13 protein-coding genes are annotated in these 12,012 nt (G+C 58.5%); 6 read left to right on the forward strand and 7 right to left on the reverse strand.

The window, feature by feature from the left end:
• Positions 1-74 precede the first annotated feature (74 nt).
• Positions 75-926 (reverse strand): MIP/aquaporin family protein, encoded by an 852-nt coding sequence (locus AB4P91_RS11585; RefSeq protein ID WP_395604831.1) that lies wholly within the window; start codon positions 924-926, stop codon positions 75-77.
• 362 nt (positions 927-1,288) lie between these two features.
• On the opposite strand from AB4P91_RS11585, the gene ybaK reads away from it, so the two are divergent.
• Positions 1,289-1,759, forward strand: a complete 471-nt coding sequence (gene ybaK, locus AB4P91_RS11590) for a Cys-tRNA(Pro) deacylase (RefSeq protein ID WP_150686955.1) — start codon at positions 1,289-1,291, stop codon at positions 1,757-1,759.
• A 98-nt stretch (positions 1,760-1,857) separates the two neighbouring features.
• Positions 1,858-2,640, forward strand: a complete 783-nt coding sequence (locus tag AB4P91_RS11595; RefSeq protein WP_150592778.1) for a PhzF family phenazine biosynthesis protein — start codon at positions 1,858-1,860, stop codon at positions 2,638-2,640.
• A gap of 47 nt (positions 2,641-2,687) precedes the next feature.
• On the opposite strand, the gene AB4P91_RS11600 is transcribed toward AB4P91_RS11595, so the two are convergent.
• Both AB4P91_RS11600 and argF read right to left on the reverse strand, forming a co-directional pair.
• Positions 2,688-3,797 carry an ABC transporter ATP-binding protein gene (locus AB4P91_RS11600; protein ID WP_150592779.1) on the reverse strand — a complete coding sequence of 370 codons (1,110 nt, stop codon included), beginning with the start codon at positions 3,795-3,797 and terminating at the stop codon, positions 2,688-2,690.
• Complete coding sequence (gene argF, locus AB4P91_RS11605; protein WP_150592780.1) at positions 3,794-4,714, reverse strand: ornithine carbamoyltransferase; 921 nt, start codon at positions 4,712-4,714, stop codon at positions 3,794-3,796. The genes AB4P91_RS11600 and argF overlap by 4 nt, the downstream gene beginning before the upstream one ends.
• 403 nt (positions 4,715-5,117) lie before the next feature.
• On the opposite strand from argF, the gene AB4P91_RS11610 reads away from it, so the two are divergent.
• The 3 genes from AB4P91_RS11610 to grxD all read left to right on the forward strand — a co-directional run bounded on the left by AB4P91_RS11610 (position 5,118) and on the right by grxD (position 8,087).
• A complete protein-coding gene (locus AB4P91_RS11610) occupies positions 5,118-5,408 on the forward strand; it encodes a hypothetical protein (RefSeq protein WP_150592781.1) in 291 nt (96 codons plus the stop codon).
• A 134-nt stretch (positions 5,409-5,542) separates the two neighbouring features.
• Positions 5,543-7,648, forward strand: a complete 2,106-nt coding sequence (locus AB4P91_RS11615) for a molybdopterin oxidoreductase family protein (RefSeq protein ID WP_395604832.1) — start codon at positions 5,543-5,545, stop codon at positions 7,646-7,648.
• A gap of 97 nt (positions 7,649-7,745) precedes the next feature.
• Positions 7,746-8,087, forward strand: coding sequence for a Grx4 family monothiol glutaredoxin (gene grxD, locus AB4P91_RS11620; protein ID WP_150592783.1), 342 nt, complete (start codon positions 7,746-7,748; stop codon positions 8,085-8,087).
• A 171-nt stretch (positions 8,088-8,258) separates the two neighbouring features.
• Here grxD and bfr read toward each other — a convergent pair whose 3' ends face one another.
• Both bfr and AB4P91_RS11630 read right to left on the reverse strand, forming a co-directional pair.
• Entirely contained in the window at positions 8,259-8,732 is a 474-nt protein-coding gene (gene bfr, locus AB4P91_RS11625; protein WP_150686952.1) for a bacterioferritin, read from the reverse strand.
• A gap of 200 nt (positions 8,733-8,932) precedes the next feature.
• Positions 8,933-9,151, reverse strand: a complete 219-nt coding sequence (locus tag AB4P91_RS11630) for a bacterioferritin-associated ferredoxin (RefSeq protein WP_003227725.1) — start codon at positions 9,149-9,151, stop codon at positions 8,933-8,935.
• A 313-nt stretch (positions 9,152-9,464) separates the two neighbouring features.
• Here AB4P91_RS11630 and AB4P91_RS11635 point away from each other — a divergent pair, with 313 nt between their 5' ends.
• Complete coding sequence (locus AB4P91_RS11635; RefSeq protein ID WP_003227723.1) at positions 9,465-10,067, forward strand: peroxiredoxin; 603 nt, start codon at positions 9,465-9,467, stop codon at positions 10,065-10,067.
• A 71-nt stretch (positions 10,068-10,138) separates the two neighbouring features.
• Here AB4P91_RS11635 and rnt read toward each other — a convergent pair whose 3' ends face one another.
• Positions 10,139-10,816: a ribonuclease T gene (gene rnt, locus AB4P91_RS11640; protein WP_042560738.1), complete on the reverse strand. Its 678-nt coding sequence runs from the start codon at positions 10,814-10,816 to the stop codon at positions 10,139-10,141.
• Positions 10,813-11,859 carry a dihydroorotase gene (pyrC, locus tag AB4P91_RS11645; protein ID WP_395604833.1) on the reverse strand — a complete coding sequence of 349 codons (1,047 nt, stop codon included), beginning with the start codon at positions 11,857-11,859 and terminating at the stop codon, positions 10,813-10,815. The genes rnt and pyrC overlap by 4 nt, the downstream gene beginning before the upstream one ends.
• Between the last annotated feature and the right edge of the window lie 153 nt (positions 11,860-12,012).

The following is a 12,012-nucleotide window of genomic DNA, read 5'->3' on the forward strand; positions in this document are numbered from 1 at the left end:
GATTGCCTTGGACGAAATAAGGGAGAGTGGGCCGTGGCGCAGGTTCTATAGGGCAGGAACCTGCGCCGACTGTTTCAAGAAGTTCTTGGTTTGCCGTCAATGGCCGGTTCTGCATCCTTTGTAGCAGGTGTGGCGCCGGTCAGGTGACGGGCGATGAGCCCGCGATACCCGGCAGCGCCGAGGCAGGCACCGACAATCGGTGCAAAAATCGGAATCAGGAAATACGGAATATCACGGCCGCCAGTGAAGGAAATTTCACCCCAGCCTGTGAAGAAAGTCATCAGTTTCGGACCAAAATCACGCGCCGGGTTCATCGCAAAACCGGTCAGCGGGCCCATCGAGCTGCCAATCACCGCAATCAGCAAACCGATCAGCAACGGTGCCATCGGGCCGCGTGGCAGTCCGTTGTTGTCATCGGTCAGGGCCATGATCACGCCCATCAGGATCGCGGTAATGATCATCTCGACCAGGAACGCCTGGGCGGTGGAAAGCACCGGGTTCGGGAAGGTGGAGAACACCGACGCCAGCTCAAGGCTGGCGGCCGAGCCACGAACCATTTGATGGGTTTGTTCGAAATCGAAGAAAAGGTTGCTGTACAGCGTGTAAACCAACAGCGCACCGCAGAAGGCGCCGGCAATTTGCGCAAGGATGTAGAACGGCAGTTTGCGCTTTTCGAAATCGGCGAAGATTGTCAGGGCAATGCTCACGGCCGGGTTCAGGTGCGCGCCGGAAACCCCGGCAGTGAGGTAGATCGCCATGCTTACGCCGACGCCCCAGATGATGCTGATTTCCCACAGGCCGAAGCTGGCGCCCGCGACTTTGAGCGCGGCGACACAACCGGTGCCGAAGAAGATCAGGAGTGCAGTACCCAGGAACTCGGCCATGCATTGGCCTGAGAGCGATGGTTGCTGTAAAGCAGTTGTCATTGAAAACCTCGATTTTTGTTGTTGTCTGGCGCGTTGCCGACAGGGCAAGGCGCGATTTTCTCCGAGGCAGGATCCCCATCCTGTTCCCGGTTTACTGCTGGGTGCTGCGATGACCGCAATTTTTACATTATTCAGATTCGAAAAAATATAGACAAGAAACAAACCTGTCAAAGGTCGAAAGTGAACTGTCGGTCACAATGTAACTATTCGTGGTGTGAATGATTCTGTGCCGTCACCGCCGAGATGCGTGCTCGGAATGCCGGCAGGCCGCGGGAAACGTGGCTTGTAATAGAGCCTTTTGTGATGTGATGGCCTAGAATTCGGCGCAGGAATTTCCCGCCACTGCCGAGCCTGGAGTTGCTATGACCCCTGCGTTGGACCTGTTGAAAAAAGTTCGTGCCGAACATCGCGTGCACAGTTACGAACATGATCCCAAGGCCGCGTCTTATGGGCTGGAGGCCGCAGAGAAGCTTGGCCTTGAACCTGCGCAGGTGTTCAAGACGCTGCTGGCGGCCAGTGAAAAAGGCGAACTGCTGGTGGCGGTGGTGCCGGTCGTCGGAAGCCTCGACCTCAAAGGCTTGGCCCATGCCGCTGGCGTGAAAAAAGCCGAGATGGCAGACCCGGCGGCGGCTCAGCGCTCCACCGGGTATTTGTTGGGTGGTATCAGCCCCTTGGGGCAGAAAAAGCGCCTTCGCACCTTTATTGACAATTCAGCTCAGCGCTTTGCGACTATTTATGTCAGTGCCGGTCGGCGAGGGCTGGAAGTCGAGTTGGCGCCGACAATACTTGCTGAACACACCCAAGCGAAATTTGCCGATATCGGCCGAGCGTGAGATTCATTTGCGCTGTATGAAGAAATTTCGCCGGATCTGTCACTGGCGCTGATTTCATCGTGGTTGCATGCTCTGCCGACTGACTTAGGGAGAAGGTTATGCAGCTCGAATTTCATCAGATCGACGCGTTCAGTGATCGGCCGTTCAGTGGCAATCCGGCGATGGTCTATCGGCTCGACGCGTGGCTCGCCGATGAGTTGATGCAGAAAATCGCCGCCGAACACAATCTGGCGGAAACCGCATTTATGGTGCGAGAAGGCCAGGCTTGGCATATTCGCTGGTTTACCCCGACCACCGAGGTGCCGTTGTGCGGTCACGCGACGCTGGCCAGCGCTTATGTGCTGTTCGAAATCTACAAGGAAAGTGCTGAACGTATCGACTTCACCTGCAAGTCCGGGCCGCTGAGCGTAAGCCGTGAGGAGGGTCGTCTGTGGCTGGATTTTCCCTCGATTGTGCCGTCGGAGATTGGTGTGACGCTGGATGTCGAGCGTGCGCTGGGTGTCGAGGCGGTGGATGTGCTGGGCTCCAACGAACTGTTCGTGGTGCTTGAATCGGAGCAGGCGGTGCTCGAGTGCACGCCGGACATGGTCGCGTTGGCCAAACTGCCGTGGTTGGGCGCTATCGTCACGGCGCGCGGCAATCAGCACGATTTCGTCTCGCGTTATTTCGCTCCGGCGATTGGCATCAATGAAGACCCGGTGACCGGTTCGACTCATTGCAGCCTGATCCCTTACTGGTCGAAGCGTCTGGGCAAATCGAGTCTGACCGCGTGTCAGCGTTCGGCACGAGGCGGGGAGTTGTTCTGTCGGTTCGAGGGGGAGCGGGTGAAGATTGGCGGAAATGCGACGCTGGTTGCGAGCGGCACGCTATTGCTCGGTTGATGCAAAACCAACGGTGGGAGCGAGTTCCCACCGTCGATATGTTTAGGTCAGAGAGCAGTGCTGTAGCGCCGAACGCCGGTTTCCACCGCGGGAATCTGCGCCGCTGTGCTACCCGAGGCCTGGAACAGCACCAGATGTTCGGCCGCAACGCGAATACCGACCTCGGCACCGACCTGATGATCGGCGTGGCTCGGGAAAATCGATTCAAGTTGTGCTCCGGTCGGCAGTTGCAGGCGATACAGCGTCGATGCGCCCTGGAACGTCTTGCCGACAATCTGCGCCTTCAGCGCGCTATCCGGTGCATACACGATGTCATCCGGACGCAGCAACACATCCACCGCGCCGCCAATCGGCCAGGTATAAGCCCGATTGCCGCGCAGTTCGCCGAGTTCGGTTTGTACCGATTCCGGGCTGGCGAGCTGGCCGCGAATGAAGTAGCCCTGACCGATAAAACTGGCCACGAACTGGGTGGCCGGTTCGTGATACAGGTTGTACGGCGTGTCCCATTGCTCCAGTCGACCTTCCTTGAAAACGCCGACGTGATCGCTCACCGCAAAGGCTTCTTCCTGGTCGTGGGTCACCAGAATCGCGCTGGTGCCACGAGCCTTGAGGATGTCGCGCACTTCGTGGCTGAGCTTGCGTCGCAGTTCGCCATCGAGGTTGGAGAAGGGTTCATCAAGCAGCAGCAATTGCGGCTCTGGCGCCAAGGCGCGGGCGAGGGCGACGCGCTGTTGCTGGCCACCGGAGAGCTCGTGCGGGAAGCGCTTGCCGAGGTTCTTCAGGTTGACCAGTTCCAGCAGCTCTTCGGTGACACGCGTTTTGTTCGGGTGCTTGCGAATGCCAAAGGCAATGTTGTCCGCGACACTCAGGTGCGGAAACAGCGCGTAGTCCTGAAACACCATGCCAATCCGGCGTTTCTCCGGCGCTAGGGTGAAGCCAGCGCTGGAAATGGTCTCGCCGCCCAGGGTGATTTCGCCCTCGTGCACCGGTTCGAAACCGGCAATCGCGCGCAGGGTGGTGGTCTTGCCGCAGCCGGATGAGCCGAGCAGGCAACCGATGTCACCGGCGTTGAGGTGCAGATTAAGGTTCTGCACCACACGTTGGTCCTGATAGCCGCAAGCGAGGTTGCGCAGGTTCAGCAGTAATTCATGGCTCATGCGTGGTGATATGCCGGTTCGACGAGGAACTCGAGCAAGGCCTTCTGTGCGTGGAGACGGTTTTCTGCCTGATCCCAAGCGACGGAGCGCGGGTCATCCAGCAGGTCGAGACTGATTTCTTCGCCACGGTGCGCGGGCAGGCAATGCAGGAACAGCACGTCCTCGGCCGCGAGGTCGAGCAGGGCACGATTGACCTGGAACGGTGCGAACAACTTGAGGCGCTTGGCGGTTTCCTCTTCCTGGCCCATGGAGGTCCAGACGTCGGTGCTCACCAGGTGCGCGCCGCGCACGGCATCCTTTGGATCGCGGACGATGGTCACACGATCGCCGGCCTTGGCGACGAATTCCGGGTGGGGCTCGTAGCCTTCCGGGCAGGCGATGCGCAACTGGAAGTCGAACTGGATCGCCGCTTCTATATAGCTGTTGCACATATTGTTGCCGTCGCCGATCCAGGCGACGGTCTTGCCCTGGATCGAGCCACGATGCTCAAGAAAAGTCTGCATGTCGGCCAGCAACTGGCACGGGTGCAGGTCATCGGACAGGCCGTTGATCACCGGCACGCGCGAGTTGGCGGCAAATTCGGTGAGAGTGCTGTGCGCGAACGTACGGATCATCACCGCATCAAGCATGCTCGACATGACGATGGCGCAGTCGCCGATCGGCTCGCCACGGCCCAGTTGCGTGTCGCGCGGCGAGAGAAAGATCGCCTGGCCGCCGAGCTGGATCATGCCGGCCTCGAACGAGATCCGGGTGCGGGTCGAGGATTTCTCGAAGATCATCCCCAGCACGCGGTTTTTCAGAGGCTCGAACAGTACGCCGCGGTTACGCAGGTCCTTGAGCTCAACGCCTCGACGGATCACGCTGACCAGCTCTTCGGGCGTGCAATCCATCAGGGAGAGAAAGTGCCTTGCGCTCATCATTGACTACCTTTTGCTACAAACCGCAGATGCTCAAAGCCTTGTTTATCGGAACAACGGGCGAGACCTGCGGCGTAAGCCGCACAGGGCGACGAAATAGGGGAAGGCGCGATATTGACATTAAATGTCGCGTTTTTCCAATAGGCTACGGTTTTTGCGGGATTCGGAGGGCGGACGGCAAGTTGCAGTCGCGCATTTGAAGCCGGGTTCAGGACAGCAGCGAACCTCTTTGTACACTGGCCTTACCGGGCTTGGCAATCAGGCGTGGCGGGTATGGCGCCACGCTGGTCGCTTTAATACCGGGTGATCGCGCAATCGCTTGGTCGGATGTTCGCGTTGAAACATTTGCTAAAGCAAAGTGCTGAGTTATAAATAGCCTTCGAGCGACGCAGGAAGCCTCCGCATGGAATCGAAAGAACAACTGTTAATGGATTTGCTGGGCCACACGGCTCGCTCCTTGACCCATCTCACCGCTTCAATGACCTCAATGTCCTTTGAACTGCTGCGCAGCGAGGACGAAGTGGTCAAGGCCGCCAGCCGTCAAATGATTGATCGCATGGCGACCATCAGTGCCGGGCTCGACGAGCATTGGCGCCTGATCGGCGAACTCACCGGCGTGCACATCGCCCACGAGCAGATCGAAACCATTCAGGAAATCCAGTTGGCACCGCCACCCTCTCTGCCGATCAATTGATCGCGTCGGGCTATCGGCTCGCCTGATGGCCGCCGATTCACAAGACGAACGTCGCTGGCGCCGTTTTGGCACACGGGCCATAGTTTTGTTCCCGCAGGCGTTGTTGCCTGCCCAGAACAAAACAGAGACTGGCCATGACCAAGACTCTTCATCACCGTGCCTGCCACCTGTGTGAAGCCATTTGCGGCTTGACCATCGAGACCACCGAAACCGATGGCGCTGTCGCGATCACGTCGATCAAGGGTGATGCCCTCGACACCTTCAGCCGTGGGCACATCTGTCCCAAGGCCGTGGCCCTGCAAGACATTCAGAACGATCCGGATCGCCTGCGCCAGCCGATGCGACGGGTTGGCAGCGAATGGCTGCCGATCGAGTGGGACGAGGCGTTTGCACTGGTGGCCGAGCGTCTGGCGGCGATCCAGGAGCGGCATGGGCAGAATTCAGTGGCTGTGTATCAAGGCAACCCGAGCGTGCACAACTATGGGCTGATGACCCACAGCAATTACTTCCTCGGCCTGTTGAAAACCCGCAACCGCTATTCCGCGACATCGGTCGATCAATTGCCCCATCACCTCAGCAGTTACCTGATGTACGGCCACGGCTTGCTGCTGCCGATCCCCGACATCGATCACACCAATTTCATGCTGATCCTGGGCGGCAATCCTCTCGCGTCCAATGGCAGCATCATGACGGTGCCCGACGTCGAAAAACGCCTTAAGGCGATTCAGGCACGCGGCGGCAAAGTGGTGGTGGTCGATCCGCGACGCAGTGAAACGGCGGCCATCGCCGATCAGCATTTGTTCGTGCGTCCCGGGGGCGATGCGGCGTTGTTGTTTGGGTTACTCAACACGCTGTTTAGCGAGGGATTGACCCGTGACAGCCATTTGCCGGTGGATGGCCTCGACGAAGTGCGCGCGGCCGTTTCGACTTTTACCGCCGAAGCCATGAGCCCGCTGTGCGCGGTGCCCGCCGAGCAAATCCGCCAATTGGCCCGCGACTTCGCTGCCGCGCCGAGTGCGGTGTGTTATGGACGGATGGGCGTTTCCACCCAGGCGTTCGGCACGTTGTGCCACTGGGTGGTGCAGTTGATCAATCTGGTCACCGGTAATCTGGATCGCGTTGGCGGGGCCCTGTGCACAGAGCCCGCAGTGGATCTGGTGGCGTCGACCTCGGGCGGGCATTTCAACAAATGGCAAAGTCGTGTTTCCGGGCGTCCTGAATATGGCGGCGAATTGCCGGTGTCGGCGCTGGCTGAAGAAATGCTCACCGCAGGCGAAGGGCAGATTCGTGCGCTGATCACCGTGGCCGGCAATCCGGTGCTGTCGACGCCCAATGGACGGCAGCTCGAACAAGCGCTGGACGGTCTGGAGTTCATGGTCAGCATTGACCTGTACATCAACGAAACCACGCGCTATGCCGACCTGATTCTGCCGTCGACTTCGGCGCTGGAGAACGACCACTACGACACCACGTTCAACCTGTTCGCGGTGCGCAACGTCACCCGTTTCAATCGGGCGATCCTCGGCAAGCCCGAGGGCGCATTGCATGACTGGGAAATCTTTGTCGGTCTGGCCAAGGCCTTCGCCGAGAAAACCGGCAAGGAACTGAAGCCGACCCTGCCGCCGGCGAAGATGATCGACATGGGACTGCGCATGGGGATGTACGGTGACGCCTCAGAGCAAAAACTTTCCCTGGCGACTCTTTTCGATCATCCCCACGGAATGGATCTGGGCGCGTTGAAGCCTAATCTGGCCGCGCGCCTGAAAACGCCGAGTCAACGCGTACAGGCTGCGCCACCAGAGATCCTCGCTGACCTGGCGCGGTTCACCGCCCTGCAGGCACCGGCCGCTGATGAACTGTTGATGATCGGTCGCCGGCATGTGCGCAGCAACAATTCATGGATGCACAACTATCACCGTCTGGTGAAGGGCAAGCCGCGTCACCAGTTGCTGATGCACCCGGACGACCTGGCCAGCCGTGGGCTCACCGATGGGCAGCTTGTGCGGGTGAGTTCGCGGGTCGGGCAGATTGAAGTGGAAGTGCTCGGCAGCCTCGACATGATGAAAGGCGTGGTCAGCCTGCCGCACGGTTGGGGGCATGCGCGTCCGGGTGTGCAGATGGCGATTGCCAGCAGTCAACCGGGGTCGAGCGCCAATGACCTGACCGATGAATGTCAGCTCGACGAGCTGTCCGGCAACGCGGCGCTCAATGGTGTGCCGGTGACCGTGGCGGCGGCTTGAGCATGTCTGTCGGGGAGACCGAGCATGGCGCTCGGGATTCCGTTACAATGCGCCACCGTGCCGACCCGTGAGTCGGAAAGTTCAGCCGAGGTGCTCCATGGATATCATCGAAACGATTAAAGAGCAGATTGCCAACAACACCATTCTGCTTTACATGAAAGGCTCGCCGAATGCCCCACAATGTGGCTTTTCCGCGAAAGCTGCACAGGCTGTGATGGCGTGTGGTGAAAAGTTTGCGTACGTGGACATCCTGCAGAACCCGGAAATCCGCGCCAACCTGCCAAAGTACGCCAACTGGCCGACTTTCCCGCAACTGTGGGTCGGCGGTGAACTGGTCGGCGGTAGCGATATCATGACCGAGATGGCTGCAGACGGTTCGTTGCAAACCACCATCAAGACTGCTGTTGAAGCGGCTGCTGCGAACAAGTCCGAAGCTTGATGCCTTGGTTGTAGGAGCAAAGCTTGCTCGCGAAACCGATGACGCGGTGTTTCTGTAAAATCGCGGCGTCTGCATCGCTGGCAAGCCAGGCTCCCACAAAGGGCAATAAAAAGCCCCGCACCTCGAAAGAGGGCGGGGCTTTTTAATGGCTTGAGTTTGGCGAGTGTTAAATCACTCTTCGCCCATCTGCGATTGCAGGTAGTTCTCAAGACCGACTTTGCCGATCAGGCCCAGTTGGGTTTCCAGCCAGTCGATATGTTCTTCTTCGGATTCGAGGATATCTTCGAGCAGCTCACGGCTGCCAAAGTCGGCAACGGTTTCGCAATGGGCAATTGCGGCTTTCAGGTCAGCGTGGCCGGTCTTCTCGATACGCAGGTCGCACTCCAGCATTTCCTGGGTGTGCTCGCCGATGTGCAGCTTGCCCAGGTCCTGCACGTTTGGAAGACCTTCGAGGAACAGGATGCGCTTGATCAGCTTGTCCGCGTGCTTCATCTCGTCGATGGATTCTTTGTACTCGTGCTTGCCCAGCTTGTTCAGGCCCCAATCTTCATACATGCGCGCATGCAGGAAGTACTGATTGATCGCGACCAGCTCATTGGCAAGGATCTTGTTGAGATGCTGGATGACTGTAATGTCGCCTTTCATGATCGGAGTCCTGCCCTGTAATAGCTGTATATAAGGCGGAGTTTGAGCTTCGTACTTATAAGTGTCAAACCTAAGTTATTGAATAATATATGAAAATTAATCGGAATAAGAATGTTTGTGTTCCGCGTCTGGAGCCTAAGCGCTTGATTTACAGGCATAAAAAAACCGGACATAAGTCCGGTTCTTTGGAATAGGGGTAGTTACGCAGCAGTAAATTCTACTGGATAAGGAATCGCGGCCTGGGCGGTTTGCAGCTTGGTCAGAGTTTCGCGAACCACTTCCTTGGCAAGGCAGGCACATTTGCCGCACTGGCTGGCGACGCCGGTGGCCTGGCGGACTTCTTTATAGCTGCAGCAACCTTCATAGATCGCTTCGCGGATCTGTCCGTCGGTGACGCCAGTGCAGAGACAAACATACATAAGTGAGAACCGTCGCTGGTTGTGACTCAATTGCGATGGATCTTAATAATAACGAGAATGATTGTCAAAGTGCTTTGCGAGGCCTTTTCACCGAATTGGCCCATGACTGACGAACGGTGATGACTGGCGATCTGCCTGGCCCTGTAAATGCAGCCCTGTGATCGGCCACTGCGAAAAACCGTTAAGGACAGGCCAAAAACGCAGTGTATGATGGTCGGCCCTTGCGAAGGGGGTTCGTGTCACAGGGCTGTCGCCTGAGGGTGGCAGGCTGGCCCGGACCCTGAACTTCAAGTTTCTACACCAGGAGATATCAATGAGCGTACTCGTAGGCAAACAAGCCCCAGACTTCACCGTCCCGGCCGTACTCGGCAATGGCGAGATCGTTGACAGCTTCACCCTGTCCTCGGCCATCAAAGGCAAATACGGCCTGGTGTTCTTCTACCCACTGGACTTCACCTTCGTCTGCCCGTCCGAGCTGATCGCTCTGGACAACCGCATGGCTGACTTCAAGGCACGCAACGTTGAAGTGATCGCTGTGTCGATCGACTCGCACTTCACCCACAACGCCTGGCGCAACACCCCAGTGAACAATGGCGGCATCGGCCAGGTGAAATACACCATGGCTGCCGACATGAAGCACGACATCGCCAAGGCTTACGATGTTGAATCCGAAGGCGGCGTGGCTTTCCGTGGCGCCTTCCTGATCGACGACAAAGGCGTTGTCCGCTCGCAGATCATCAACGACCTGCCGCTGGGCCGTAACATGGAAGAGCTGATCCGTCTGGTCGACGCTCTGCAATTCCACGAAGAGCACGGCGAAGTCTGCCCTGCCAACTGGAAAAAAGGCGACAAAGGCATGAACGCTTCGCCAGAAGGCGTTGCGGCTTACCTGACCGAGAACGCTGCTGCCCTGTAAGGCGCAACGTTGCGGTACAAAAAAACCGGCCCACGTGGCCGGTTTTTTTATGAGCGGTAGATCGACGAGGATCAGTCGTTGAAGTCTTCCCAGCCGCCCATTTGTTTCCAGCGATTGACGATGCCGCAGAACAGCTCAGCGGTTTTCTCGGTGTCGTAACGCGCGGAGTGCGCCTCACGACCGTCGAAATCAATGTCGGCCGCCTGACAGGCTTTCGCCAGTACGGTTTGGCCGTAAGCCAGACCGGCCAGCGTCGCCGTGTCAAAACTGGAGAACGGGTGGAACGGATTGCGCTTCATGTCCAGTCGTGCAACGGCGGCATTGAGGAAGCCAAGGTCGAAGCTGCTGTTGTGACCGACCAGAATCGCGCGCTTGCAGCCGTTGGCCTTCAGCGCCTTGCGGATGCCGCGGAAGATGTCGGTCAGAGCCGTCTCTTCGCTGACAGCCATGCGCAGCGGGTGATCCAGCTTGATGCCGGTGAACTCCAGCGCTGCTGCTTCAATGTTGGCGCCTTCGAACGGCTCGACACGGAAGAAGTAGGTGTGATCCGGATAAACGAAACCCTTTTCATCCATGGCGATAGTGGTCGCGGCAATCTCCAGCAACGCATCGGTGGCCGAATTGAAGCCGCCGGTTTCTACGTCGACAACAACCGGCAGGTAGCCGCGAAAGCGTGCTGCCATTGGGTGACGGGAACCGCCGCCGCCACTTTGACCGTCCAGTTCGTCGTCGAAATGGTCTTCACTCACGCGTGTTCCTCCAGCAGGCGCCAGCGCAGTTTTTCACCGGCGCGCAGCGGGATAACGGTCAGCTCGCCAAAGGGCAGGCTGGTTGGGGCGGTCCATTCGTCACGAACCAGGGTGATGCGATCGGTGTTCACCGGCAGGCCATAGAAGCGCGGGCCGTTGAGGCTGGCAAAGGCTTCGAGCTTGTCCAGCGCATTGCGTTGTTCAAAGGCTTCGGCATACATCTCGATGGCGGCGTACGCGGTGTAGCAGCCAGCACAGCCGCAAGCGGCTTCCTTGGCGTGCTGGGCGTGCGGCGCCGAGTCGGTGCCGAGGAAGAACTTCGCGCTGCTGCTGGTGGCGGCATCGAGAAGGGCTTCCTGATGGGTGTTGCGCTTGAGGATCGGCAGGCAGTAGAAGTGCGGCCGAATACCGCCCACCAGCATGTGGTTGCGGTTGTACAGCAGGTGATGCGCGGTGATGGTCGCGCCAACGTTGGCCGGGGCCTCGTTGACGAACTGCACGGCATCGGCGGTGGTGATGTGTTCGAAAACGACCTTGAGCGTCGGGAAACGCTCGACCACGCGACGCATGTGCTCATCGATGAAGATTTTTTCGCGGTCGAACACGTCGACATCGCCACGGGTGACTTCGCCGTGAATCAACAACGGCATCCCGACTTCGGCCATGGCCTCGATTGCCGGGAAGATCTTGTCGATGCTGGTGACGCCAGAATCCGAATTGGTGGTGGCGCCGGCCGGGTACAGCTTGGCGGCGTGCACGAAACCGCTGGCCTTGGCCTCGCGAATTTCTTCGGGCTGGGTGCGGTCGGTAAGGTACAGCACCATCAACGGCTCAAAGCGACTGCCGGCCGGGCGGGCAGCGAGAATCCGCTGGCGATAGCCGTCGGCTTCAGCGGCGTTGCGCACCGGTGGTACCAGGTTGGGCATGATGATGGCGCGACCAAACGTGCGCGCAACATCGGCAACGGTATTGGTCAACACGGCACCATCGCGAAGATGAATATGCCAGTCGTCGGGACGCAGCAGGGTCAGGCGGTCGGACATGAGGGGATTCCAGGCGGGTCAAACTGAGGGGAATGCTACCGGAAAAGACTCTTGCAGGCACTCGCTATCAAGTTTTGCGGGAACCTTCCGATATCCCGTAGGTATGCCGTAAACGTAGTGTGAATCGGTCTTTGTGTTTCAGAAGCCAATGGA

It is taken from the genome of Pseudomonas sp. B21128 (genome assembly GCF_044218865.1).
Classification (GTDB): Bacteria; Pseudomonadota; Gammaproteobacteria; order Pseudomonadales; family Pseudomonadaceae; genus Aquipseudomonas; species Aquipseudomonas iridis.